This window comes from Shewanella xiamenensis (assembly GCF_014647135.1).
Taxonomy (GTDB): domain Bacteria; phylum Pseudomonadota; class Gammaproteobacteria; order Enterobacterales; family Shewanellaceae; genus Shewanella; species Shewanella xiamenensis.
In genome coordinates this window covers 1-24,043 of the sequence record NZ_BMOP01000030.1, presented here as the reverse complement: position 1 = coordinate 24,043, position 24,043 = coordinate 1, and the positions used below count along the sequence as shown (strand labels likewise).

Genomic DNA, 24,043 nt, shown 5'->3' with positions numbered 1-24,043 from the left:
ATCCCGTAAGGAAAACGGAAATACTGTTTCAATTAATGACCGAGGAAGGCTGCTAGATGATTGGCGTAGGGGGCAATGGGAGAGTAATAGGATTACTCTCCGAGGTGAAGTTGTTTAGTCGCGAGTTACTGGGTCACCGAGATGGATCATTGCGTCATTGAGGACGCGGCAGGTTACGCCGCCACGCCAATCTGGAGTGAGGGCTAATTCTAATCCTGGGTGCGCCATTTCCATCTTACTGCATGGATCGGTTTCGCCGGTAATTTCTAAGCTTAAATCACCGATGCGCAATTGTTTGCCCACATCAGCAGGACTAAAACTTAATCCATCTACTAATAGATTGGCGCGGCGAATCGTCCAGACTAAATCCGCATTTATGCTTTGACAGGCTGCTTGCCACTGCTGCACTGAAAGAACGGTCACTTGTCGTTTGCCTGGACGACCAAATACATCCTTTTCAACACCGCTGTGCTGAGTGACATTAGCACACAACACTTCTTTCATTGGGCCACGTTTTACGGTTTTGTAGGCAATAGCAACTAGTTTCGGCATTTCTGATGTCCTTATCCTAATGTCGATGTTGGGACTTAGAGTCCCTTTTTAATCAAATATTGATAGGGTGTTTGGTTGGTTTCACTGGCGATCAGTGTGTGATCCATAAACTCACAAAAACTGGGAATATCACGGGTAGTAGCAGGATCATCCGCGATGATAAGCAGTGTTTCTCCTTGAGCCATTTGTCTTACCGTTTTACGCACCATCATTACTGGTTCTGGGCAGCGCAAACCAAGAGCATCCAGTTTGTGTTGTGCGGTTGAGAAAACGTCGTTCATATGACCTCGACTGAACGGTTAAACAGAATTGGCTAATGTTACTCCAGTGGTTTGGATAAACCAAGTTGGCGGCCTGATTTTGTGATGCAACGGGTAATTGGTTTTACTCCATTTTATTTATCCGAGAGTCGGGATTAGTGAGATGTTTCACGTGGAACAATGTTATTTCGTGATCCCTAATCTTTCTCAAATGCTTGAGAATGGGAACTCTTCATCATAAAAAATACGGGACTTTTATAGCTGCTATAAAATCGAGATAATCTAACTTTAAGCGTTTTTGGCTTAGCAACTTTATCATCGACGTTTTAGCGTGGCATTATTTCACAATGATTTTAAAGCTGCATAAAAAAGCCGGAACTGAGTCCGGCTTTGAAGGGAGAATCGTTAAGGATTAAACGCGTTCGAAAACGGTTGCAATACCTTGGCCTAAACCGATACACATAGTGGCTAAACCTAAGGTCGCATCTTTGTGTTCCATCAGGTTGATCAGCGTCGTTGAAATACGCGCGCCAGAACAACCCAGTGGATGGCCAAGCGCTATAGCACCACCGTTCAGGTTAATCTTCTCATCGACCACATCCAACAGGCCTAAATCTTTAACGCAGGGTAAAGATTGTGCGGCAAAGGCTTCGTTTAGTTCAATAACATCTAAATCAGCAACGGTAATGCCTGCGCGAGCCAGTGCTTTTTGCGTGGCTGGCACTGGGCCGTAACCCATAATAGCTGCGTCACAACCTGCAACCGCCATAGAGCGAATGCGAGCACGGATTGGTAGACCCAAAGCGCGCGCTTTAGATTCTTCCATAATTAACATCGCTGAAGCACCGTCGGATAAGGCTGATGAGGTACCCGCAGTCACAGTACCGTTTGCAGGGTCGAATACTGGGCGCAGTGCTGCTAACGATTCCATGGTCGTTTCTGGGCGAATCACTTCGTCGTGCAGTACTTTAATCAGTGCACCGTTAGCATCATGGCCTTCGATGCCATAGATTTCCTTGGCAAAACGGCCTTCAACTGTGGCTGCGTAAGCGCGTTGGTGTGAACGAACAGCAAAGGCATCCTGCTGCTCACGGGTGATGCCGTGGAGCTTGCCGAGCATTTCTGCGGTTAAGCCCATCATGCCGGAGGCTTTAGCGACGTTATTGGCTAAACCAGGGTGGAAGTCCACACCATGGTTCATCGGCACATGGCCCATATGCTCAACACCACCGATGATAAAGGTGTCGCCCATGCCGGTCATAATGGCACGTGCCGCTTGGTGGATGGCTTCCATTGAAGAACCACATAGGCGGTTTACTGTCACGGCGCCAGCCGTTTTCGGGATACCTGCCAGCAATGATGCGTTACGGGCAATGTTGAAGCCTTGCTCTAGGGTTTGCTGCACGCAGCCCCAAATAACGTCTTCAATAGTATTGGGATCTAATTGCGGGTTACGCAGTAATAGACCTTTCATTAATTCGGCAGAGAGTGTTTCTGCACGTACATTACGGAACACCCCAGCCTTAGAACGGCCCATAGGAGTACGAATGCAATCTACGATAACAGCTTGTTTCATAATTAAATTCCTTTCCCGCTAATTAGGCTTGGTAGTAGCTACCGTTGTTGGCTGCAAGGGCGCGCATGGCGTCGGTGACTTGATACAAACCACCTAAGTGAGCGTATTTGTCTGCTAAAGCCACAAAGTTCGCTACGCCCATAGTATCTAAGTAACGGAACACACCACCACGGAATGGTGGGAAGCCTAAACCGTAGACTAAGCCCATATCTGCTTCGGCAGGTGATGCCACAATGCCTTCTTCTAAACAGCGAACGGTTTCGATAATCATTGGGATCATAGTGCGGGCGATGATTTCATCCGCATCGAATGCTTTTTGTTCACCAAAGGCGGCCTTCAGCAGCTCGTAGCTGGTTGGGTCGACGTCTTTCTTTGGCTTACCGCGGCTATCCACAGAGTAAGCGTAGAAGCCTTTGCCATTCTTCTGACCGAGACGTTTGTTTTCGAACATCACGTCAATCGCGTCATTGCCGGATTTGCCCATACGATCGGGGAAGCCTTCGGCCATTACTGCTTGGGCGTGGTGGCCTGTGTCTAAACCGACAACGTCTAGCAGATAAGCAGGGCCCATTGGCCAGCCGAATTGTTTTTCCATCACTTTGTCGATAGCGGCAAAGTCGCCACCTTCGGCGAGCAGGCCGTTAAAGCCAGCAAAGTAAGGGAAGAGAACGCGGTTAACGAAGAAGCCCGGGCAATCGTTAACAACGATTGGGGTTTTACCCATTTTGCTGGCGTAGGCGACAACAGATGCGATGGTTTCTTCTGAGCTGTGCTCGCCACGGATAACTTCAACTAATGGCATTTTGTGCACTGGGTTGAAGAAGTGCATACCACAGAAGCGCTCTGGCTTCTTCATGCTCTTCGCTAGCAGGTTGATTGAAATAGTTGACGTGTTAGAGGCGATAATCGCATCTTCACTGACGTATTGTTCAACTTCCGCCAGTACTTGTGCCTTAACTTTGGGATGCTCAACGACGGCTTCGACAACCACGTCAGCATGTTTCACTGGGGCATAGTCTAAGGCAGGGGTGATGTTGTTCAGCACTTTAGCCATTTTTTCTGGGGTAGAGCGGCCACGAGCAACTTGCGCAGATAACAGTTTGGCGGCTTCGCCTAAACCTAAATCTAATGCAGGTTGAGCGATATCCTTCATCACGATTGGCGTGCCTTTACTGGCGCTTTGGTAAGCGATACCGCCACCCATAATGCCGGCACCTAATACGGCTGCGCTTTTCACATCTTTAGCGAGTTTGCCCGCTTTCTTAGCTTTGCCTTTAACGAATTGATCATTAAGGAAGATACCGATTAGTGCTTTGGCTACATCGGTTTTCGCTAACTTGATGAAAGCTTGATGTTCAATTTGTAGTGCTTCGGCGCGGCCTTTGGTCGATGCTTGTTCAACTACGTTTACCGCTGCCATTGGTGCTGGGTAATGTTTGCCTGCGACAGAGAAAACCATGCCTTTAGCTGTAGTGAAAGACATCATGGCTTCGAGTTTAGGCAGTGTCAGTGGCGATAATTTGCGTTGGCGACGCGCTTGCCAATCAAGTTTTTCTGCTACTGCATCTTTTAGCATTTGAATCGCCGCAGCTTCTAAGGCTTCTGGTGCAACAACGGCGTCAACAGCGCCGACTTTTAATGCATCTTCGCCGCTTTGGTCTTTACCCGTGGTGATCCACTCAAGGGCGTTGTCTGCACCAATCACACGTGGTAAACGCACTGTGCCACCAAAGCCAGGGATGATGCCTAGCTTGGTTTCGGGTAGACCGATTTTGGCTGTGGTGTCGGCGATACGGAAATCCGTTGCCAGAATGGTTTCACAACCGCCGCCTAGGGCAAAACCTTTAATCGCTGAAGCGGTTGGGAAAGGTAAATCTTCAAGTTTATTGAATACGGCATTGGCCTGTTCAACCCAAGAGAGTAGTACTGAATCATCTTGTGCGAATAAGCCTAAAAATTCAGTAATGTCGGCACCCACGATAAAGGTATCTTTACCTGAGGTGAGCACTAATGCCTGAATGTTTGATTGTTGTTTAATGCTGTCTAATGCGGCATCGAGTGAGGCGAGTGTTTCTCTGTCGAATTTGTTCACCGAACCGGGTGCGTTAAAGCACAGCTTGGCAATATTATCCTCGAGTAACTCAACCTGAATTGTAGGACTTTGGTAGATCATTGCTTGCTTCCTTTTGGCTTAAAAGTGATACCCACCATTATTTTTTGGTGTTAGTACGACTCTCTATCTCACAGCAGCTTCGGCCATCATTTGACCAGTTGTGTGCCAGTGTGCTTCGAAATTCGATAAATTACAACACCCAATTTAAACGACTGTTTAATTTCTTGTCGGCTAGAGTGAATTTTCAGCTTTGTGATACACTGCACAAAGTGTAGAAGTGCCAGATTACGCGAAAGAGTACGTAGTGGGAATTTGTACTTTAGCGGTATTACTCGCTGGCTAGTTGGGTAATTTTATTTTTAGAATTAAAAGCATAGGCTTAAATCGAGAATTTGCTACCCCGTGCGAAATGAGGGCGTAAGTAGAGGAAAACACTGAGCCTATATGGCTTAGTCAGATTTGCGGTTTTTTTATTAACTATCGTTCATTACAGGATTTGACACATGGATCACTTGGCTCATCACTATCATGCCCACATCGCCGAGCTTAATCGTCGAGTTGCTGAAATTGTATCGCGTGAAGCATTATCAGGTTTAGTGATCCACTCGGGTCAGCCACATCGAATGTTTTTGGACGACATTAATTATCCTTTTAAAGCCAATCCCCATTTCAAGGCCTGGTTACCTGTGTTGGATAACCCTAACTGTTGGTTAGTGGTGAATGGTCGCGATAAGCCGCAACTGATTTTTTATCGCCCAGTGGATTTTTGGCATAAGGTGTCTGACGTGCCGGAGATGTTCTGGACCGAGCATTTTGAGATCAAATTACTCACTAAGGCCGATAAGGTTGCCGAGCTATTGCCTAGCGATATCACCAACTGGGCGTATTTGGGTGAGCATTTAGATGTGGCTGAGGTGCTGGGTTTCACCAGTCGCAATCCTGACTCTGTGATGAGCTATCTGCATTTTCACCGTACCACTAAAACCGAATATGAACTCGAATGTATGCGCCGAGCGAACCAGATTGCGGTGCAAGGGCATTTAGCGGCTAAAAATGCCTTCTATAACGGTGCCAGCGAGTTTGAAATTCAGCAGCAGTATTTATCTGCCGTGGGACAGGGCGAGAACGAAGTGCCCTACGGTAATATCATTGCCTTAAACCAAAATGCGGCGATTTTGCATTACACCGCACTCGAGCATCAAAATCCGGCGCGCCGTTTATCTTTTTTAATCGATGCGGGTGCTAGTTATTTTGGTTATGCGTCGGATATCACTCGTACCTATGCGTTTGAGAAGAATCGCTTTGATGAATTGATCACTGCCATGAACAAGGCGCAGCTCGAACTGATCGATATGATGCGCCCGGGTGTGCGTTATCCCGATTTACACTTGGCGACCCATGGTAAAGTCGCACAAATGCTGCTGGATTTTGAGTTAGCCACGGGCGATGCCCAAGGCTTAGTCGACCAAGGCATTACCAGTGCCTTCTTTCCCCATGGACTCGGTCATATGCTAGGCTTGCAAGTGCATGATGTGGGAGGTTTTGCCTTCGATGAACGTGGCACTCATATTCCGGCGCCTGAAGCCCATCCATTCCTGCGTTGCACCCGTATTTTGGCGCCAAACCAAGTGCTTACGATGGAGCCAGGATTATACATTATCGACACTTTACTCAATGAGCTAAAACAAGATAGCCGTGGCCAGCAGATCAATTGGCGCACCGTTGATGAGCTGCGACCTTTTGGCGGCATTCGTATCGAGGATAATGTGATTGTGCATCAGGATCGAAACGAAAATATGACCCGCGAACTGGGCTTAGCGTGATTTTAGGGAGAGCGAGTGCTCGAAAGTTATCTGATACCGAGTGAAAATGTGCAGATAGAAGAAGAGATAAAGCATAGCCGCTTTATCTCTTTTCTATTTCATTGCACGAGTTTAGAACAGTTGAAGTTAGTACTTACTGACATAAAGCGAGATTATCCCGGCGCCAGCCATTACTGCTATGCCTTTATTGCTGGAGCGCCCAACGACAGCATTGCCATCGGTTCGAGTGACGATGGTGAGCCAGCGGGCAGCGCTGGTCGTCCAATGCTCGCAGTATTACAAGGCGCGAATCTCGGTGAAGTCGGTGCCGTGGTGGTGCGTTTCTATGGCGGTACTAAGTTAGGTGTGGGTGGTTTAGTGCGTGCCTATACTTCGGGATTGCGCCAAGGTTTAGGGCAATTGCCGACGCGATTGAAGCAATTACGTTATCCAGCCAAACTGCATTGTGATTACACCCAATTAAGGGATGTCGAACATTTATTACAACAGTTAGAAGCGGTGATCATCGATAAGCAATTTGCCGAAGCCGTTGATATCCATTTTGAAATAGGCAAACAGCAACAGGGTATATTGAATGAATCACTGGCAACGTTGAGTCAGGGTAGCCTGCGAGCAGAGTTTGAGCTGTGATGCCTGCGTAAATTATGCCAAAATATGCAAAATGCTGAAAATACCTTTGCAGCCAATGGAATAATTGAACACGCGGAATGCAATACAAAACCATAATAAGAATCATAGGCCTGCTAATCGGCCTGTTCTCCATCACTATGCTGCCGCCAGCCTTAATCGCCATTTGGTATAACGATGGCGGTGGTACTGCGTTTATTCAGGCATTTTTTGTTAGCTTATTTATCGGTTTTTGGCTCTGGTATCCTAATCGTCGCTGCAAAGAGGAATTACGAACTCGCGAGGGTTTCCTGATCGTAGTTTTGTTCTGGACAGTGCTTGGCTCCATCGGTGCCTTACCCTTTATCTTCTCAAGCCAACCCGATCTCAGCTGGACCGATAGTTTCTTCGAATCATTCTCCGCACTAACTACCACAGGAGCCACCGTTATTGTCGGACTGGACTCCTTACCTAAGGCCATTCTGTTTTATCGACATATGCTGCAATGGCTCGGCGGTATGGGGATCATTGTTCTAGCTGTGGCGATTCTGCCTGTGCTTGGAGTTGGGGGCATGCAGCTGTATCGCGCCGAGATTCCAGGGCCTGTGAAGGACAGTAAGATGACGCCGAGGATTGCCGAAACGGCTAAGGCGTTATGGTACATCTATCTACTGCTAACCATCACCTGTGCTGGCGCCTATTGGCTGGCGGGGATGAGCGTATTCGATGCCGTGTGTCACTCGTTTTCGACCATCGCCATCGGGGGCTTTTCGACCCACGATGCCAGTATGGGCTACTTTAACAGCCCTGTAATCAATCTGATTTGCGTATTCTTTTTGATAGTCTCTGCAGTGAACTTTAGCGTGCACTTTGCGGCATTTTCGCGCCGCGGGATCAATTTTAGAGTCTATTTTCGAGACACTGAGTTCAAGATGCTGGTGGCAATTCAGTTGGTGCTGACGGCGATTTGCTTCTTAACCCTTTATCACTCAGGGATTTATGACTCGCCAGAAGAAACCTTAGATCACGCCTTATTCCAAGCGGTTTCGGTGGCGACAACTGCTGGCTTTGGTACTGAAAGTTTCCATATGTGGCCGCTTTTCCTGCCGATTCTGTTGATCTTCTCAAGCTTTATCGGTGGGTGTGGTGGTTCAACTGCGGGCGGGATAAAGGTGATCCGAGTTATCCTGCTGCTGTTGCAAGGTTCTCGTGAACTTAAGCGCTTGGTTCACCCTAAGGCGATGTTCTCAATTCGTATTGGCTCCAAGGCGTTACCAGATCGTGTCGTCGATGCAGTATGGGGATTTTTCTCTGCCTACGCTTTAGTTTTCGTACTGTGTATGTTGGCGCTAATGGCCATGGGGCTGGACGATATTACGGCCTTTAGTGCCACCGCTGCCTGTTTAAATAACCTTGGCCCAGGGCTTGGGGAAGTGGCGAGTAACTATGCCAGTATCGGTGATGGCGCCAAATGGGTGCTGGTGGTGGCCATGTTATTTGGTCGCCTCGAAGTCTTTACCTTGTTGATTTTGTTCACGCCAACTTTCTGGAAGGATTGATATGCAGACATTAATAATCTATTCGACAATCGATGGCCAAACACTGGAAATTTGCCGAAAAATCAAAACGCTTGCCGAACAAGCGGGTGAGCAGGTGTCGTTAGTCACCTTAGAACAGGCCGAGGCCTTAAGTCTTGTCGATTTCGATAAAGTGCTGATTGGTGCGAGTATTCGTTATGGTAAACATAGACCTGAGCTATATCAGTTTGTAAATCGCAACCACGCGGTGTTAAGTGCAAAAATTAACGGTTTTTTCACTGTAAATGTGGTGGCGCGTAAGCCATTAAAGAACACGCCAGAAACCAATCCTTACATGCAAAAGTTCCTTAAATTATCGCTGTGGCAACCACAGCAATTGGCGGTGTTTGCAGGCAAGATTGATTATCCTAAATATAGTTTATTCGACCGGACCATGATCCGCTTTATCATGTGGATGACTAAGGGGCCGACTGACCTGAAGGGCACCTTCGAGTTTACCGATTGGGGTAAAGTCGAAGCCTTCGGAACGCACTTTAGCAAGCTGTAAAAATGATAAAGCCCTAGTCTCAGCTAGGGCTTTATGACTGCATGGCGTCGTTTAACGATTTATACCGCGCAGTAACGACTATGTAGAATGGAAATCACTTGGGTGACTTGTTCATTCTTAAGCTTGTAATACACAATCTGGGAGCTCTTACGGGTATCGACTAAGTCTTCAGCTCGCAATACTGCTAAATGCTGTGATAGTGCCGATTGGCTTAAAGGAACTGTCGCATTCAGTTCCGTCACGCTCAGCTCTTTATCCAGTAAAAGGCACAGAATCATTAAGCGATAAGGATTCGCTATAGCTTTAAGCCATTTAGCCGCACTTTCCGCATTAGTTACCATTGCATTTACATCTATATCATTTTGCATAAGGTACTCACTTGATCGCTTTTGATTAGATAATTCTAATTGAACATGTTTCTATACGCAATCATACTGCTCGGCAATTCAGATCTCAATTTTTGCATTTCAGAATATGAGACAACGCTGATTTGTGATCCTATCAGGGGTTTATTTAACAGATGATTGCCACAATGGTGCCACACTTTAACGGAACGGGAATACCCCATGACACGCATTTTGGTGCTTTATTTTACCCGTGGTGGCCACACGGCCAAGATTGCGAATGCAATCGCGCAGCAATTGACTCTGCGTGGTGCTGAGGTTGACTTAGTCGACATCAATAGTGCGGCTGCAACAAGGATTAACTGGCCCGATTATCAACTGGTGGCTTTGGGGGCTTGCGTACTCTATGGTACCTATGACAAGAGCGTATTCCAGTTTGTTGAACAACATTCGCAAGCGTTGAGTGCGTTGCCAAACAGTTTTTTCTGCGTCAATGTGGTGGCGCGTAATCCTGAAAAACGTATTCCAGAGAACAATAAATACCTGCAAAAATTCATAACCTTATCACCTTGGACTCCCGCCGATTTGAAGATTATTGCTGGTAAGGTGGATTACCCTTCGTGGCCTTGGTACGACAGATTAATGATCCAATTGATTATGAAAATCACCAAAGGGCCAACGGATCCTAAGGCGGTGATCGATTATACCGACTGGGAAGATGTGAAGGTCTATGCCGACCATTTGCTGACTTTGGCCAAGGTTGCTGAGCCCGCCTAATAAAAATGCGCTCTGTGAGCGCATTTTTAGTTGATGACTGATACGACTAGTATTTCCAAAAACTGGGATGGAATAGTACGGCCACAGTTAAAATCTCTAAGCGTCCTAGCAACATACCTAATGCAAGCGCCCACTTAGCCAGATCGGGCAGTGTCGAGAAGTTACCCGCTGGGCCAATAATGGGGCCTAGTCCTGGGCCAACGTTGGTGACTGCGGTAATTGCGCCAGTAAAACTGGTCATGGGGTCGAGCCCTGTCAACACCAAAATCACCGAAAGCCCAACAATCACAAACATAAATAGCAGTACAAAGGTGATCAGCGAGCGCACAATATCCTCACTGATCAGGCGATTGTTATAGCGCTCCCTAAATATCCCATTGGGATGACATTGCTGCTTTAACTGCTCGCGCATAATGGCGCCAGCAATTTGAAAGCGGAAGATTTTGATACCGCCAGAGGTCGAGCCAGAACAGCTACCGACAAACATTAAGAACAGAAAAGCGATATTAGCAAACGCGCCCCACGTGCCATAGTCGGTTAAACCATAGCCCGTTGTGGTCACAACAGATACGACGTTAAAGCTGGATAAGCGTAATGCATCAATCAAGGCGATATCGCGGGTTTGCCATAACCAAACACCAATAAAGCAAGAAACAAAGGTCAGAAAAAATAAGAAGCCTTTGACTTGGGCATCATTCCAAACGCTTAAATCGCGCTGTTGGATCATCTGCACAAACATCAGCAGGGGTAAACCTCCCGCCGCCATAAAAACAACACCAACCCAATGGGCAGAATTGGAAAACGCCGCCATCGAATTATCTGAAGTTGAGTAGCCTCCCGTCGACAGTGTGGTCATCGCATGGTTGATGGCTTGAAACCACGTCATGCCTGCAACATGGTAGGCAATACAGCAGATAATAGTCAGTAAAATATAGATAAAGAATAAATGCTTAGCCATGCTTTGGGTACGAGGAACTGCCTTGTCACTCCAATCCGATGACTCAGTGCGGAACAGCCGCATACCACCAACGTTTAAGAAGGGCAGAATCGCAACCGCCATCACGATAAAGCCAATGCCACCGAGCCATTGCAATAACGAGCGCCAGATTAAGATACTGTGATCCATCGTATCTAACCCTGAGAGCACGGTTGAACCTGTGGTGGTAATACCGGACATGGTCTCGAAGAAGGCATCCGTATAACCTATACCGTGGTAAAGCGTAAAAGGCATAGCCGCAAACAGACTCACGATCAGCCAAGTTAGGCTGGTGAGCAGAAACATATCTCGAATATTGAGGTTAATGGCCTTACTTTGGCCGTTATGCAAACACAGGCTGGCGCAAATCCCTGTGACTAAAGCCGATAACATGAAAGAGCCTACGGTCTCCTCGCCGTTGAATGCGGCAAGAAGTAAGGGCGCTAACATAAAGGCTGTTAACATCGATAAAAACAGCCCTAAAATAAACAATAACGGTCTAAAGTTCAGCATAGGATGATGACTTAAAAGAAGAAGGCGCTAGGTTGGAACAGCTTTTCGACTTCGCCGATAAATTTTTTGTTTACCAAAAACAAAATCACGTGATCCCCTTGCTCAATCACTGTTTTATCATGAGCCATCAACACTTCCTCATTCCGCACAATGGCGCCAATAGTGGTTCCCGGCGGCAGCTTGATATCGCCAATGGCCTTGCCAACAACTTTAGAGGTGCTGGAGTCACCGTGGGCAATGGCTTCGATGGCTTCGGCGGCGCCTCGACGTAAGGAATACACGTTACAGATATCGCCTTGGCGGATATGGGTCAGTAAGGCTGAAATCGTTGCCTGCTGGGGTGAAATCGCGATATCGATATTAGCTTCTTGCACAATATCCACATAGGCTTCGCGCTGGATCAGCACCATCACCTTTTTCGCCCCCATGCGCTTGGCTAGCAGGGCGGACATGATATTGGCTTCATCATCGTTGGTGACGGCAATAAACACATCGGTTTGGTCGATATGTTCTTCGAGTAGCAGCTCTTGATCTGAGGCGTCACCACAAAATACTGTGGTGTTTTCAAGTTGTTCGGATAGAGACTCTGCGCGTTCGAACTTGTGTTCAATCAATTTGACTGAATGGGTGCGTTCGAGGCGTTTAGCCAGGCCTAAGCCTATGTTACCACCGCCGGCAATCATGATATTGCGGTAGGAGTTATCCAGCTTTTGCATCTCACTCATCACCGCGCGGATATGGCGACTGTCGGCCACGAAGAACACTTCATCATCGGCTTCGATAATAGTCGTACCGCGGGGCATGATAGGGCGACCTTGGCGGAAAATCGCCGCCACCCGGGTATCAATATTTGGCATATGCTCGCGAAGCGCGGCCAAGGCATTACCGACTAAAGGGCCGCCGTAATAGGCGCGAACCGCAACTAAACTTAAGCGGCCTTCGGCAAATTCGAGCACTTGCAGCGCACCGGGATACTCAACCAAACGTTGAATGTAAGCGGTCACTAACTGTTCGGGTGCGATAAGTTCATCGATTACAAAACCGCCGCGAGGACGCCCATCACTATTTTTGGTCTCACTGTCGATAAATAATTTATCGCGCATCGCTAGATAAGGTTCGGAGCGAATACGGGCGATTTTAGTCGGAGTACCAAATAGGCTGTAGGCCATTTGGCAGGCGACCATGTTGCATTCATCGCTGTTCGTCACAGCAATCAGCATGTCGGCATCTTCGGCGCCAGCCTCTTTCAGTACATCGGGGTGGGCACCATGGCCCGCCACGACGCGAAGGTCATATTTATCCTGCAGGGCGCGTAATCTGGATTTGTCGCTATCGACGATGGTGATATCGTTGTTTTCACCCACCAAATTTTCGGCCAAGGTTCCCCCAACTTGACCCGCACCTAATATGATAATTTTCATGGCCTTGCTTACTTCCTAATGGGTCGCTTTCAATAAACGGGCGTAATAAAACCCATCCATGTTGTGTTGTCCTGGCGTGATTTGCCAACCAATATCTTGGCTTGAAGCCTGCTGGGCTAGTGTGTCTAGCTTAGCATCTGCGGTTCTGGCTAAAAATGCACTAATTTGGTCTCGATTTTCCTGCGGCAAAATAGAGCAAGTTGCATACAGGAGTGTGCCACCGGGCTTGAGCCACTTCCAGCAGTGATCGAGAATTTGTCTTTGCAGCTCTGCCAGTTCTTCGATGTCATGGTTTTTGCGTAACCATTTGATATCGGGATGGCGGCGGATAACGCCAGTCGCTGAGCAAGGTGCGTCGAGTAAGATACGATCAAATTGTTCACCCTGCCACCATGAGTCGATATTGGCCGCATCGCCATGAATAACTTCCGCTTTTAATGATAAACGGTCAAGGTTCTGTTGCACGCGCTCAAGACGTTTGGCATCGAAATCGACGGCGACCAGCTTGATGCTAGGTTCAAGTTCGAGTAAATGGCAACTCTTACCGCCCGGTGCCGCACAGGCGTCGAGAACCAGTTCATTGGCTTGCGGAGCCAGCAGGGTCGCTGCCCATTGGGCTGCGCCATCTTGCACTGATGCTGCACCTTCGTGGAAGCGTGGTAATGTCGCCACATCCTTGGGATGGGCAAGCAGGATTGCATCATCACTCAGGCCCGCACTGGCTTCTATCTCAAGCTCACTGAGGGCGGCAAGATATTCATCGCGGCTTTGGGAGAGGCGATTGTTACGTAGCCACATGGGTGGACGCTCATGACTTTGCTGGATTATCTCTTGCCAATGATCGGGATAAGCGGCTTTTAAGCGCTTAATTAACCAGCCCGGCGTGTTGTAGCTTAAGGTCTCCGACTCTGTGCTAAGCGGTGTTAATTGGCGCTGAATATTACGCAGCACGCCATTGACGACCTTTACCATTCCCTCAAACTTTAACTGACGGCAGGCCTCAGCGGTTTCGGATATGGCCGCATGGCTTGGTATGCGGGTGAAGTAAAGCTGATAACAGCCAACAATCAATAGCTGGTGGATGATCCTTTGCTTACCTTTGAGGGGATTGGCCAAACATTCGGCAACGCGTTTTTCTATCTGTGGCAAAGTACGCATTACGCCGTAGCAGAGCTCGGCGAGCAGAGCTTTATCTTTACCACTAGCAAGATGCCTTTGCTGTTCTGGCAGGGCAACTGAAAGTGACACGCCTTTTTCTAATACGTCGAAGATGGCTTTGGCCGCCAGTGCTCGCAAGTTCATCATTATAGCGCCTCGTTATTGAGACGAGTATTTGGGGTAAACCACTCGCCGCGGGCATTGAGAATATCTGCAACGCTGAGGGGTTTCTTGCCGGGTAATTGCATGCTGAGTAGGGTTAACACACCATCGCCGGTGGCGACTTCAATGCCTTTTTTACTGGCGCTGATAATAGTGCCGGGTGCGGCATTACTGCTGGTGGTGCTGACTTGGGTCTGCCACACCTTGATAGTATTGCCTTGGTGCTCAAAGTAGCTCACAGGCCAAGGATTGAAGGCGCGAACTTCTTGCCATAATTGGGTCGCGGATTTAGTCCAATCCAACCTCGCTTCTTCTTTACTGAGTTTTTCGGCGTAGTTAGCTAAGGCTTCATCTTGTTTTTCAGCGGCTAAGGTGCCGTTGGCTAAACCCTCGAGAGCTTGCAGTAGCGCATCGGGTCCTTGCTGGGCTAACTTCTCGTACAGACTTGCCGAAGTATCGTCATCTTCAATTGGCAAGTAGGTTTTTAGCAGCATATCACCCGTATCTAGGCCGATATCCATCTGCATAATCGTCACGCCGGTTTCTTTATCACCTGCCCACAATGCGCGTTGAATCGGCGCCGCACCGCGCCAACGAGGCAGAATTGAACCGTGAACATTGATACAGCCTAAACGTGGCGTATCAAGCACGACTTTAGGCAGGATCAAACCGTAGGCAACCACCACCATAATATCGGCATCAAGGGCGGCCAGTTGTTGCTGCGCGGGTTCTTTGCGTAGCGAACCGGGTTGATAAACTGGAATATTGTGGGCGAGCGCGAGCTCTTTCACTGGGCTGGCGGTGAGTTTTTTACCGCGCCCTGCGGGTCTATCCGGCTGTGTGTAAACAGCAATCACATTGTGGTGTGAGTTAATCAGCGCCTGTAAATGGCGAGCGGCAAAATCCGGTGTTCCGGCGAAGATGATATTGAGTGGTTTCAAATCTGATCCTAATGCTTATTTGGCGTCTTGTTTGGCCGCTTTTTCAAGTTTCTGTTTGATCCGTTGGCGCTTCAATGGCGACAGGTAGTCGACAAATAACTTACCTTTCAGGTGATCCATTTCATGCTGAATGCAAATCGCAAATAGGTCATCGGCTTCAACGGTGAATTCATTACCGTGTCTATCCAGAGCTTTAACGGTAACAAATTCGGCGCGGTCAACCTTGGCATAGATACCAGGGACTGACAGACAACCTTCTTCGTTACAGAAATCACCGCTACTGGCAATAATCTCGGGATTGATAAAGACTTTAGGACGTTCAACCTCGTCTTGTAAATCCATGACGATCAGTTGTTTATGATAATCAACCTGGGTCGCGGCCAAACCAATCCCTTTTTCTTGGTACATGGTTTCGAACATATCATCGATTTGAGTTTGCAACTCAGCAGTAAACTCTGTGATAGGTTGTGCTTGAGTTCGCAATCTTTCATCGGGAAAGCGTAAAACTTTTAATAGTGCCATACTTAAACTCTTAACAAGTCTGTCAAATCTCAATCAGTTGGTTATACTGACTGAGGCTAATGGGTTAATTTTAATCTTTAGTGCCTATCAATAACAGTAAAAGCTCGATTTAAGAGCTAAACAACATGGACCGCACCATGAAACGGCTAATTTTACTTGCGTTAATGACCTTTCATTGCACATTGGTTTACGCTGACACTCTCACGTTGAAAGCAGGGTATCCAGAGTCATATGTGGTAAAGAAGGGCGATACCCTGTGGGATATTTCTGCAACCTTTCTAAATGATCCGTGGAAGTGGCCACGTTTATGGGATGTTAACCCTCAAATAGCCAATCCTCATTTAATTTATCCCGGTGATCAACTCACCTTAGTCTTTATCGATGGTCAACCCAGATTAGTGCTTAATGGCGCGAGTGCGAGTATTGGAGGTAGTGAAGCAAAACCCCATATTCGCAAAACTCCAGAGGGACGCGTAATTGCCAAGAGCAATGCAGTTCCTGCGGTTGATTTGGCATTAATCCAAAACTATCTCGTTCAAAACCGTGTGGTTGATGCTAGCTGGCTAGGCATGCAACCTATGGTACTCGGCGGTGAAAGCCCATCGCGCCATCATATTGTTGGTGATGTGATTTATATCAATAGCGAATTACCTTTGCATCAAAAGTTAGGAGTCTATGAGCGTGGCCGAGAATTCTTTAATAAAGAAACGGGCGAGGCGCTAGGACAGGAAGCGATTCTGGCATCCACAGGCCAAGTCATTGAGTCTGGCAAAGTGTCTAAGGTAAAAATTCTGAGCAATTTCCGTGAAACCAAAGCGGGCTTTAGGGTGTTGCCTATGGAGGATGAAGCGTTAATGTCAGCTTACTTTACGCCAAAACCCGCAGAACTTAAGACGCCAGCGACCATATTGGCCATCGAGTCGAAAATGCGCGAAGCCGGTAAACTCAATGTTGTCTATCTTGATAAAGGTACACAGGACGGTATTGAGCCTGGCGAGGTATTCTCCATTTATCGCGATGGCGAAGAAATCGTGATCAATAACGATGGCCAACCTGTGCCCACGATGGAGCGGACAGCCTATGACAATGTGGTTGCGTCACTTTCATCTGACAGGGCACTCAAAATGCCTGATGTTTACAATGGTAAGTTATTAGTATTCAAAGTGTTTGATAAAGCAAGTTTAGGATTGATTGTATCGACGGAGCGTTCTGTGCGGGTCGATGATAAATTAATCGCCCCAGATTCCTTAGCCTTTAGAGGTCAATAATCTCTGAAAACTTGGTTGATTGGTTAATTGTTAGTGCGGTATCTGGGCTCGGACCCGCTCGGACACAACAATTATTAACGCACATGGATGTGGACGACCTCAGGCAAAGGCTCGAGCATGAGAAACACTCGCTCCCTTTGTCTGACAATCAGCTCCACAGCTTGGTTATTGACTATCAAAAAGTCGATGCTGCTTTAGAGTGGCAACAACAGGCCGCACATCATCATTTAGTCTGTTTTTCCGATCCGCTTTATCCTCCGTTGCTAAAACAATTAACCGATCCACCCTGCGTTTTGTTTGTTAAGGGCTGCGTCGAGGCACTAGCGATTCCATCTCTTGCTGTTGTGGGCAGCCGTAATGCATCTCCTGGTGGGTTGCAGGTGGCTTATCAATTGGCTCGAGAGATGTCGGCGCTTGGATTTAGTATCTGTAGCGGCATGGCGATGGGGATTGATGGTGCGGCGCATAAAGCTTGTGTTGATCATGGTGGAAGAACGCTCGCCGTGCTGGGAACTGGGATTGATATTACTTATCCGCGCCGACATAAGCAGCTTTATGAGGATATTCAGCGCCAAGGCTGTATAATAAGCGAGTTTTGGCCGGATGTAGGGCCTTTTGCGGGCAATTTCCCGAAACGAAATCGCATCATTAGCGGTCTTTCTTTAGGGACGCTGGTGGTTGAAGCCTGTCGCAAAAGTGGTTCACTCATCACCGCAAGGTTGGCTATGGAGCAAGGGCGTGAGGTGTTTGCCGTGCCTGGCTCCATCCTAGGAGGATTTCACCAAGGCTGTCACGATTTATTACGTGATGGGGCAAAACTTGTGGAAAGCGCGGCCGATATAGTGGAAGAGCTGGCAAGTTTGACAGCCTTTCATCTTGAAGAACTTTACTCCAGCCACCATATACAGCAAGGTGAGATTTGTGATTTGCCATTTTCATCGCTGTTAGCTAGTGTAGGTTATGAAACTACAACAATTGATGCTGTAGTTGAACATAGTGGGAAAACGATAGATCTGGTGTTAGAACAAATGCTTGAACTTGAGTTGCAAGGTTGGGTTGTTGCAGTACCCGGTGGTTACGTCAGAGTAAAGAGGAGCTAGCCATGTTTGATATCCTCATGTATCTATTTGAAAACTATGTTCACAGTGAAGTCGAACTATTAGTTGATGAAGACGAGTTAACCAAGGAACTCACTCGCGCTGGTTTTCATCAGTCGGAGATTTTAAAAGCCTTAACTTGGTTGGAGCGTCTGGCAGAGTTACAGGAAGGGGATAAGCCTTACCTGTGTAATCATGATCAGCATTCGTTTCGGATTTACACCAAAGACGAAATGGAAAAGCTGGATGTGGAGTGCCGTGGATTCCTGCTATTTTTAGAGCAAGTTAAAGTGCTTAATGTCGAAACCCGTGAGATGGTGATCGATAGAGTCATGGAGCTTGATGAGCCTGCCTTGATCCTCGAAGATCTTAAGTGGGTTATTCTGATGGTGCTCTTTAATGCGCCCGGCCATGAGTCTGCCTATGAGCAAATGGAAGATTTAATTTTTGAGCAGCCTGAAGAAGGCCGGCTACATTCTTAAGTGTTGCGACGTGATAAATAATGAGAAAGGAGGCTAGCCCTCCTTTTTTGATGCCATATGTTTGTTGAGACCTGTGCGGTGAGTTATCTGCGGATTAGCCGCAATGACTAGTGGTAAATGATTATGTCTAAGATCGATGAACAACTATTTAGTGCCCATGAGCATGCACTGGAAAAAGAATACGAGTTATGCCCCGAGTGTGGCAGCGAGTTGTCGGTAAAACACAGTAAGCATGGGAGTTTTATTGGCTGTAATAATTATCCAACCTGTGAATATACTCGTCCTTTAGTGCAGCACGAATCGATTGAAACCCAAGTGATTGAAGGTTCTAAATGTCCCGCATGCGGCCATGAGTTGGCGGTTAAATCGGGGCGTTTTGGCATTTTTATCGGCTGTACCCAATATCCCAATTGTACTCATATTGAAAGACCTGATCAGGAGAGCGATAAACCTGAGGTGGCCTGTCCTGAATGTAAAACGGGTAAACTTGAGCATCGAACCAGCCGTTTTGGTAAGAGTTTTTATGCCTGTAGCGCGTATCCCAAATGTAAGTTTATCGTCAATTATCCACCCGTTGGCGAAAGCTGTCCGAGTTGTGGCTTTGGGATTTTAGTCGAGCGTAAAGGTGCGGCGGGAATGCGTTTAGAATGCCCGCAAAAAAGCTGTAAATACAAACGAGCGCTTTAGTGTGATCGACCTCTAAAAGTTTGGCCGCTTAAACCGCCTTAGGTATAATCCCTGTCCAACCATGGATGGGGTAGCCAAGATGCCAAAATTTGTTTGGAAAAACGATTAAATTCATAAGGTAATCCAAAGATGTTACAGCTGCACCCCTCTGACATTAAAGACGTAGTGTTAAACGGTGGCGTTATCGCTTATCCCACTGAAGCCGTCTATGGTTTAGGCTGTGACCCAGATAATGATACTGCCATTCAAAAATTACTCGCCGTAAAACAACGTCCTTGGCAGAAGGGCCTTATCTTAGTAGCGAGCGAGTTTTCACAGTTATTAGACTATGTCGATGAATCACAGTTGAGCGCCGAGCAGCTTGAGTTTGCCTTTTCTAAATGGCCAGGGCCTTTTACCTTTGTGATGCCGATTAAACCGCATGTCTCGCGTTATTTATCCGGTGAATTTGATTCTATCGCCGTGCGCGTCTCCGCCCATGAAGGTGTGCGGGCTTTGTGCCAAGCCTTGGGTAAACCACTCGTCTCAACCAGTGCCAACTTAGCCGGCGAAGATCCCGCACTTAGTGATGATGACATTCTCAACGCTTTTGAAGGCAAAATAGATGCCTTAGTGCTAGGCCAATTAGGTCAACAGCGTCAGCCGTCCACCATTGTTGATGCTCGAAGTGGCAAGATTTTGCGCAACGGACAGTAACTAATTAATAAAAATAAGGATAAAAGCTATGAGTGTGCCAGATGCGACAGTGGTAAAAGCATTTTTACTCGATCTACAACATCGAATTTGTGCGGGTCTTGAGCAGTTGGATGGGCAAGCAAACTTTGCAGCCGATTCATGGACGCGTGCTGAAGGCGGTGGCGGCACCAGTCGGGTCTTAACCCAAGGTGCGGTATTTGAGCAAGCCGGGGTTAACTTTTCCCATGTGACAGGGGCTGCGATGCCCGCATCGGCAACGGCTCATCGCCCTGAACTGGCGGGTCGCAGCTTTGAGGCTATGGGTGTCTCCTTAGTTATTCATCCAAAAAGTCCTTACATTCCAACCACCCATGCTAATGTGCGTTTCTTTATTGCCCATAAAGACGGCGCGGATCCTGTCTGGTGGTTTGGTGGTGGTTTCGATTTAACGCCTTACTATCCTTTCGAAGAAGATGTGCGCGAGTGGCATCAAAGTGCTAAAAATCTATGCCAGCCTTTTGGTGACGACGTTTATCCTAAGTATAAGAAGTGGTGTGATGAGTATTTCTTCCTGCCACATCGTAATGAAACCCGCGGCGTGGGCGGTCTGTTCTTTGATGACTTGAACCAAGCAGGCTTCGATAAGAGTTTCGATTTTATGCAGGCGGTGGGCAACGGCTTCTTAACTGCATATGCGCCGATTGTTGAGCGTCGTAAAGAGACTCCGTATGGTGAGCGTGAGCGTGAGTTCCAGTTATATCGTCGCGGCCGTTATGTTGAGTTCAATCTGGTATACGACAGAGGCACCTTGTTCGGCCTGCAAACCGGTGGTCGCACAGAGTCTATTTTGATGTCAATGCCGCCATTGGTACGTTGGCAATATGCTTATACGCCAGAGGCGGGCACTCCAGAGGCAGATCTTTACGATAACTACCTCAAGCCACGGGATTGGGTATAAGCAACGGGTATCAGTATGAGTAGCGTCATTGCACTTTATTGATTACGCATATGATCAGCCAGAGTTGAAATCGCCTCATAGATAGCGGCGCGATGCTCTGGCTTTTTTATATGTTTTTCAATGGCAAACTTCATGCAAAATAGCCATTGATCCCGCATCGTCTCATCTACCGCGAAGGGCATATGGCGTGCGCGCAATGCGGGATGACCATACTTTTGCTGATATAACTGCGGACCGCCGAGCCAGCCGCTTAAAAATTCATAGAGCTTTTGTTCCGACTCCGCAATCGGCGCTCGGTGAATCGCGAATAAAGCTTGTGTTTCTGCTGAGCTTGCCATTTTCTGATAGAAACTATTGGCAATAGCACGGATCACTTTGTCGCCACCAATTAAATCATAGGCATTAGACTGATTCGGATCCCTGTCATCCGGCACGCTCGTGTGTTTACTAAAAATCTTTTTAAGCCAGTTCATAGGTCTAACTGCACTGCATCTACAATATTGATGCGCGCATTATAGCCTGAATGCCACAGCGAAACAGAAGGCTAAAGTCAGAGGGCAACAACTTAGGAGCTGTGCTACCGCCTAAAAGCACGCTAGACTGCAAGCCATTCACAGCCAATAGAATCCCGCAGATTACAGATATGCCCTCAGTAACTACGCCAGTGCTTGATCGTTATGCAGTGTTTGGTAACCCGATAGGTCACAGTAAATCGCCCTTTATCCATGGACAGTTTGCGTCCCTTACGCAGCAGCCTTTGAGTTATGAGGCGATTCTGGCGCCCATCGATGGTTTTGAAGCGAGTTTACGAGCATTTTTTCAGGCGGGAGGAAAGGGCGCGAATGTGACAGTTCCCTTTAAAGAGCAAGCCTTTGCTCTCTGCGACAGCCTAAGTGCCGAAGCGACGCTGGCGGGGGCGGTCAATACCCTAAGCTTGTTGGCCGATGGCACTATTTATGGTGATAACACCGATGGTTTGGGGCTGGTGGCCGATCTTATTCGCCATCTCGGCAGTTTGCAGCATAAGCGGGTGCTCTTGGTAGGGGCGGGCGGCGCGGCGCGCGGCTGTATCTTGCCATTGCTTAAGGCTGAAGTGGGTCAACTGGTCATCACTAACCGCACTCAAAGTAAGGCGCAGGCCTTAGTAGAGATTTTTAGCCAAGTACAACAAGGGCGTTACAGCGATAAACTCCAGTCGATGCCGATGCCAGAGTTGTCGGGGGAGTTCGATTTAGTGATTAACTCGACCTCAGCGAGTCTCGCGGGAGAGCTACCGCCACTACCACAGTCCATCATAGGCAACAAAACGGCTTGCTACGATATGATGTATGGCGCAAAACCAACGGCATTTAATCAATGGGCTGTGCAACAGGGCGCAGCGCAAGTGATTGATGGACTAGGTATGCTTGTCGGTCAAGCGGCGAAGAGTTTTGCACTCTGGCGTGGCGTCGAGCCAGATACCTCAGGAGTGCTTAAATTGCTCAGGGACAAACTACAGGCCGATGCGCAATAGAGGCTCAAGAGGAAGATAAGATGAATCAGAGTATTTTATTCCCCGATCTGCAACATTGGGATGAAACCCAAAAGCACATTTGCTTTATTGCCCAGCAGCAGGGAATGAACATTAAGTGTTATATCAGCGCGCAGAAGCTGGCGCAGTTAAATGACTTTTCGCCTCAGCCTAATAGCGATGAAGCGGCCGCCATGTTAGCGCTATTTGATGCGGTGCGATTCGATGCCGAAGAAATGGCAGAAGCCTTAATTGAAGCAGAAGAGTTTGATGAGTTTGGCGCAGTGCACTTAGGCTAAGAGCAAAATGAACAAGATGGCAGCGTAAACACTGCCATCCAATTTAATAGAAACACTACTCTGGCTGAGGTTCTGCCAAGTATTCGTTTTTCAAGCGCACATAGTTATCCGCGGATTCAGGTAAAAACTTCAATTCCGCTTCGGTTAAAGGTCGCGCCTGTTTCGCTGGGCTGCCGACATATAAGTAGCCGCTCTGCAACACCTTACCCGGCGGTACTAACGAACCCGCACCTAAAATCACATCATCTTCTAATATGGCACCGTCGAGGATAATCGCGCCCATCCCGACTAATACACGATTGCCAACTTTGCAGCCATGCAACATCGCCTTATGCCCAATTGTCACATCATCACCAATGATCAGTGGATGACCCTCTGGACGAGAGGCGGATTTACGGGTCACGTGCAATATGCTGCCATCCTGTACATTGGAGCGCTTACCAATACGAATATGGTTTACGTCACCACGCGCCGCCACCATAGGCCAAATACTGGCGTCTGTATCTAAAGCGATATCACCAACGAGTACCGAAGCTGGGTCTACATACACATTATCGCCGAGTTGTGGATGAATCCCTTGGTAAGTTCTGAGTGGCCCTGACATAAAAAAGTCCCTAATTGAGTGGTTTTTCGCATTATAAAGGCTAAAAACTGACTGGTCAGGTCAAATATCCAACGAACAGCGTAAAAAAGCTAATTATCTTCAATTTAGGGGTTGCACAAAAAGTTCTGCTGCCTATAATGCGCATCCACTGACACGGCAGACAGCGAAAGCGAGCGCGGTTACAGTGCGAATCGAATGCAAATTGTGCAGTTGATTCGAAAGCCTCAAGAAGTTTGCAAAAACGCCTTGACGCGACAAGGGAAATGCGTAGAATACGCAGCCCTGACCCAGTGAGCGGTAACGCAAGCGATGAGGTCAAACGCTCTTTAACAATCTAAACAAGAAATCTGTGTGGACACTCACAGGTGTTGAGTTAATCGAAATTACTCTGCCGTTTGGCGAGTAATCAAAGAATTAAATCAATGAATGAGTGTTCATAGCAATATGTACAACGACTTATTAAGTTAAGTCGATTCAGAATTCATTGAGCCGAATCTTCGGATTCAAAAAACTTTAATTGAAGAGTTTGATCATGGCTCAGATTGAACGCTGGCGGCAGGCCTAACACATGCAAGTCGAGCGGCAGCACAAGTAAGTTTACTTATGAGGTGGCGAGCGGCGGACGGGTGAGTAA

At 47.6% G+C, this 24,043-nt stretch carries 25 protein-coding genes and 1 rRNA gene; 14 read left to right on the top strand and 12 right to left on the bottom strand.

Translation table 11 applies throughout. The features are described from left to right. Nucleotides 1–114 precede the first annotated feature (114 nt). The 4 genes from IEY09_RS17990 to fadB all read right to left on the bottom strand — a co-directional run bounded on the left by IEY09_RS17990 (nt 115) and on the right by fadB (nt 4,561). Nucleotides 115–552 carry an MOSC domain-containing protein gene (locus IEY09_RS17990; RefSeq protein ID WP_088586449.1) on the bottom strand — a complete coding sequence of 146 codons (438 nt, stop codon included), beginning with the start codon at nt 550–552 and terminating at the stop codon, nt 115–117. A gap of 35 nt (nt 553–587) precedes the next feature. Beyond that, nucleotides 588–833, bottom strand: coding sequence for a sulfurtransferase TusA (gene tusA, locus IEY09_RS17985; RefSeq protein ID WP_023266036.1), 246 nt, complete (start codon nt 831–833; stop codon nt 588–590). A gap of 391 nt (nt 834–1,224) precedes the next feature. Next, nucleotides 1,225–2,388 (bottom strand): acetyl-CoA C-acyltransferase FadA, encoded by a 1,164-nt coding sequence (gene fadA / locus IEY09_RS17980; RefSeq protein ID WP_037413491.1) that lies wholly within the window; start codon nt 2,386–2,388, stop codon nt 1,225–1,227. Between the two features lie 22 nt (nt 2,389–2,410). After that, a complete protein-coding gene (fadB, locus tag IEY09_RS17975) occupies nt 2,411–4,561 on the bottom strand; it encodes a fatty acid oxidation complex subunit alpha FadB (RefSeq protein WP_140907433.1) in 2,151 nt (716 codons plus the stop codon). Nucleotides 4,562–5,004: 443 nt separating this feature from the next. Between fadB and pepQ the strand changes: the two genes are divergently transcribed. The 4 genes from pepQ (at nt 5,005) to hemG (IEY09_RS17955) (ending at nt 9,015) form a co-directional block, all read left to right on the top strand. Continuing rightward, a complete protein-coding gene (pepQ, locus tag IEY09_RS17970) occupies nt 5,005–6,324 on the top strand; it encodes a Xaa-Pro dipeptidase (RefSeq protein WP_089066600.1) in 1,320 nt (439 codons plus the stop codon). 15 nt (nt 6,325–6,339) lie between these two features. Next, nucleotides 6,340–6,954, top strand: a complete 615-nt coding sequence (locus IEY09_RS17965; RefSeq protein ID WP_037429370.1) for a YigZ family protein — start codon at nt 6,340–6,342, stop codon at nt 6,952–6,954. 77 nt (nt 6,955–7,031) lie between these two features. Then, nucleotides 7,032–8,489 (top strand): TrkH family potassium uptake protein, encoded by a 1,458-nt coding sequence (locus IEY09_RS17960; protein WP_037429372.1) that lies wholly within the window; start codon nt 7,032–7,034, stop codon nt 8,487–8,489. Between the two features lies 1 nt (nt 8,490). After that, nucleotides 8,491–9,015, top strand: coding sequence for a menaquinone-dependent protoporphyrinogen IX dehydrogenase (gene hemG / locus IEY09_RS17955; RefSeq protein ID WP_037413499.1), 525 nt, complete (start codon nt 8,491–8,493; stop codon nt 9,013–9,015). Nucleotides 9,016–9,074: 59 nt separating this feature from the next. On the opposite strand, the gene IEY09_RS17950 is transcribed toward hemG (IEY09_RS17955), so the two are convergent. Beyond that, the gene (locus tag IEY09_RS17950) at nt 9,075–9,383 is read right to left on the bottom strand and encodes an ArsR/SmtB family transcription factor (protein ID WP_011715321.1); all 309 of its coding nucleotides are present in this window, start codon (nt 9,381–9,383) and stop codon (nt 9,075–9,077) included. Between the two features lie 198 nt (nt 9,384–9,581). Here IEY09_RS17950 and hemG (IEY09_RS17945) point away from each other — a divergent pair, with 198 nt between their 5' ends. Next, on the top strand, nt 9,582–10,136 hold the full coding sequence (gene hemG / locus IEY09_RS17945; RefSeq protein WP_037413503.1) for a menaquinone-dependent protoporphyrinogen IX dehydrogenase: 555 nt from the start codon (nt 9,582–9,584) through the stop codon (nt 10,134–10,136). Between the two features lie 46 nt (nt 10,137–10,182). On the opposite strand, the gene IEY09_RS17940 is transcribed toward hemG (IEY09_RS17945), so the two are convergent. Genes IEY09_RS17940 through def form a run of 5 tightly spaced genes read right to left on the bottom strand, consistent with a single transcriptional unit; the run spans nt 10,183 to nt 15,829 of the window. Beyond that, nucleotides 10,183–11,625: a TrkH family potassium uptake protein gene (locus IEY09_RS17940; protein ID WP_037413506.1), complete on the bottom strand. Its 1,443-nt coding sequence runs from the start codon at nt 11,623–11,625 to the stop codon at nt 10,183–10,185. Nucleotides 11,626–11,636: 11 nt separating this feature from the next. Continuing rightward, a complete protein-coding gene (gene trkA / locus IEY09_RS17935; RefSeq protein WP_037429374.1) occupies nt 11,637–13,046 on the bottom strand; it encodes a Trk system potassium transporter TrkA in 1,410 nt (469 codons plus the stop codon). Between the two features lie 15 nt (nt 13,047–13,061). Further along, on the bottom strand, nt 13,062–14,348 hold the full coding sequence (rsmB, locus tag IEY09_RS17930; protein ID WP_037429389.1) for a 16S rRNA (cytosine(967)-C(5))-methyltransferase RsmB: 1,287 nt from the start codon (nt 14,346–14,348) through the stop codon (nt 13,062–13,064). A gap of 2 nt (nt 14,349–14,350) precedes the next feature. Beyond that, nucleotides 14,351–15,307 (bottom strand): methionyl-tRNA formyltransferase, encoded by a 957-nt coding sequence (fmt, locus tag IEY09_RS17925; protein ID WP_144376482.1) that lies wholly within the window; start codon nt 15,305–15,307, stop codon nt 14,351–14,353. Nucleotides 15,308–15,322: 15 nt separating this feature from the next. Continuing rightward, entirely contained in the window at nt 15,323–15,829 is a 507-nt protein-coding gene (gene def / locus IEY09_RS17920) for a peptide deformylase (protein ID WP_037429378.1), read from the bottom strand. 125 nt (nt 15,830–15,954) lie between these two features. Between def and IEY09_RS17915 the strand changes: the two genes are divergently transcribed. From IEY09_RS17915 to hemF, 6 genes are all read left to right on the top strand, one after another. Beyond that, nucleotides 15,955–17,097, top strand: coding sequence for a LysM peptidoglycan-binding domain-containing protein (locus tag IEY09_RS17915; RefSeq protein ID WP_144376481.1), 1,143 nt, complete (start codon nt 15,955–15,957; stop codon nt 17,095–17,097). A gap of 11 nt (nt 17,098–17,108) precedes the next feature. Continuing rightward, on the top strand, nt 17,109–18,197 hold the full coding sequence (dprA, locus tag IEY09_RS17910; RefSeq protein WP_088586451.1) for a DNA-processing protein DprA: 1,089 nt from the start codon (nt 17,109–17,111) through the stop codon (nt 18,195–18,197). Nucleotides 18,198–18,199: 2 nt separating this feature from the next. Then, on the top strand, nt 18,200–18,676 hold the full coding sequence (locus IEY09_RS17905) for a DUF494 family protein (protein WP_011070451.1): 477 nt from the start codon (nt 18,200–18,202) through the stop codon (nt 18,674–18,676). 123 nt (nt 18,677–18,799) lie between these two features. Next, nucleotides 18,800–19,363, top strand: coding sequence for a DNA topoisomerase family protein (locus IEY09_RS17900; RefSeq protein ID WP_069455363.1), 564 nt, complete (start codon nt 18,800–18,802; stop codon nt 19,361–19,363). 129 nt (nt 19,364–19,492) lie between these two features. Next, nucleotides 19,493–20,059, top strand: a complete 567-nt coding sequence (tsaC, locus tag IEY09_RS17895) for an L-threonylcarbamoyladenylate synthase type 1 TsaC (RefSeq protein ID WP_037413519.1) — start codon at nt 19,493–19,495, stop codon at nt 20,057–20,059. Between the two features lie 28 nt (nt 20,060–20,087). After that, nucleotides 20,088–20,996 (top strand): oxygen-dependent coproporphyrinogen oxidase, encoded by a 909-nt coding sequence (gene hemF / locus IEY09_RS17890; RefSeq protein WP_144376480.1) that lies wholly within the window; start codon nt 20,088–20,090, stop codon nt 20,994–20,996. 35 nt (nt 20,997–21,031) lie between these two features. Here the strand turns inward: hemF and IEY09_RS17885 are convergent, their stop codons facing one another. Beyond that, nucleotides 21,032–21,469: a group II truncated hemoglobin gene (locus tag IEY09_RS17885; RefSeq protein ID WP_144346148.1), complete on the bottom strand. Its 438-nt coding sequence runs from the start codon at nt 21,467–21,469 to the stop codon at nt 21,032–21,034. A 161-nt stretch (nt 21,470–21,630) separates the two neighbouring features. Here IEY09_RS17885 and aroE point away from each other — a divergent pair, with 161 nt between their 5' ends. Beyond that, complete coding sequence (gene aroE / locus IEY09_RS17880; protein ID WP_188872123.1) at nt 21,631–22,509, top strand: shikimate dehydrogenase; 879 nt, start codon at nt 21,631–21,633, stop codon at nt 22,507–22,509. 20 nt (nt 22,510–22,529) lie between these two features. After that, nucleotides 22,530–22,805: a DUF1488 family protein gene (locus IEY09_RS17875; protein WP_011620874.1), complete on the top strand. Its 276-nt coding sequence runs from the start codon at nt 22,530–22,532 to the stop codon at nt 22,803–22,805. Between the two features lie 55 nt (nt 22,806–22,860). Here IEY09_RS17875 and IEY09_RS17870 read toward each other — a convergent pair whose 3' ends face one another. After that, on the bottom strand, nt 22,861–23,409 hold the full coding sequence (locus IEY09_RS17870) for a gamma carbonic anhydrase family protein (RefSeq protein ID WP_086904512.1): 549 nt from the start codon (nt 23,407–23,409) through the stop codon (nt 22,861–22,863). A 514-nt stretch (nt 23,410–23,923) separates the two neighbouring features. Between IEY09_RS17870 and IEY09_RS17865 the strand changes: the two genes are divergently transcribed. Continuing rightward, nucleotides 23,924–24,043, top strand: a 16S ribosomal RNA gene (locus IEY09_RS17865); the annotation flags it as partial.

Excerpts from the sequence above, each read along its gene's own strand:
- IEY09_RS17990 (WP_088586449.1), bottom strand. The coding sequence starts at position 552 with ATGCCGAAACTAGTTGCTATTGCCTACAAAACCGTAAAACGTGGCCCA.
- tusA (WP_023266036.1), bottom strand. The coding sequence starts at position 833 with ATGAACGACGTTTTCTCAACCGCACAACACAAACTGGATGCTCTTGGT.
- fadA (WP_037413491.1), bottom strand. The coding sequence starts at position 2,388 with ATGAAACAAGCTGTTATCGTAGATTGCATTCGTACTCCTATGGGCCGT.
- fadB (WP_140907433.1), bottom strand. The coding sequence starts at position 4,561 with ATGATCTACCAAAGTCCTACAATTCAGGTTGAGTTACTCGAGGATAAT.
- pepQ (WP_089066600.1), top strand. The coding sequence starts at position 5,005 with ATGGATCACTTGGCTCATCACTATCATGCCCACATCGCCGAGCTTAAT.
- IEY09_RS17960 (WP_037429372.1), top strand. The coding sequence starts at position 7,032 with ATGCAATACAAAACCATAATAAGAATCATAGGCCTGCTAATCGGCCTG.
- hemG (WP_037413499.1), top strand. The coding sequence starts at position 8,491 with ATGCAGACATTAATAATCTATTCGACAATCGATGGCCAAACACTGGAA.
- IEY09_RS17950 (WP_011715321.1), bottom strand. The coding sequence starts at position 9,383 with ATGCAAAATGATATAGATGTAAATGCAATGGTAACTAATGCGGAAAGT.
- hemG (WP_037413503.1), top strand. The coding sequence starts at position 9,582 with ATGACACGCATTTTGGTGCTTTATTTTACCCGTGGTGGCCACACGGCC.
- IEY09_RS17940 (WP_037413506.1), bottom strand. The coding sequence starts at position 11,625 with ATGCTGAACTTTAGACCGTTATTGTTTATTTTAGGGCTGTTTTTATCG.
- trkA (WP_037429374.1), bottom strand. The coding sequence starts at position 13,046 with ATGAAAATTATCATATTAGGTGCGGGTCAAGTTGGGGGAACCTTGGCC.
- rsmB (WP_037429389.1), bottom strand. The coding sequence starts at position 14,348 with ATGAACTTGCGAGCACTGGCGGCCAAAGCCATCTTCGACGTATTAGAA.
- def (WP_037429378.1), bottom strand. The coding sequence starts at position 15,829 with ATGGCACTATTAAAAGTTTTACGCTTTCCCGATGAAAGATTGCGAACT.
- IEY09_RS17915 (WP_144376481.1), top strand. The coding sequence starts at position 15,955 with ATGGACCGCACCATGAAACGGCTAATTTTACTTGCGTTAATGACCTTT.
- IEY09_RS17905 (WP_011070451.1), top strand. The coding sequence starts at position 18,200 with ATGTTTGATATCCTCATGTATCTATTTGAAAACTATGTTCACAGTGAA.
- IEY09_RS17900 (WP_069455363.1), top strand. The coding sequence starts at position 18,800 with ATGTCTAAGATCGATGAACAACTATTTAGTGCCCATGAGCATGCACTG.
- tsaC (WP_037413519.1), top strand. The coding sequence starts at position 19,493 with ATGTTACAGCTGCACCCCTCTGACATTAAAGACGTAGTGTTAAACGGT.
- hemF (WP_144376480.1), top strand. The coding sequence starts at position 20,088 with ATGAGTGTGCCAGATGCGACAGTGGTAAAAGCATTTTTACTCGATCTA.
- IEY09_RS17885 (WP_144346148.1), bottom strand. The coding sequence starts at position 21,469 with ATGAACTGGCTTAAAAAGATTTTTAGTAAACACACGAGCGTGCCGGAT.
- IEY09_RS17875 (WP_011620874.1), top strand. The coding sequence starts at position 22,530 with ATGAATCAGAGTATTTTATTCCCCGATCTGCAACATTGGGATGAAACC.
- IEY09_RS17870 (WP_086904512.1), bottom strand. The coding sequence starts at position 23,409 with ATGTCAGGGCCACTCAGAACTTACCAAGGGATTCATCCACAACTCGGC.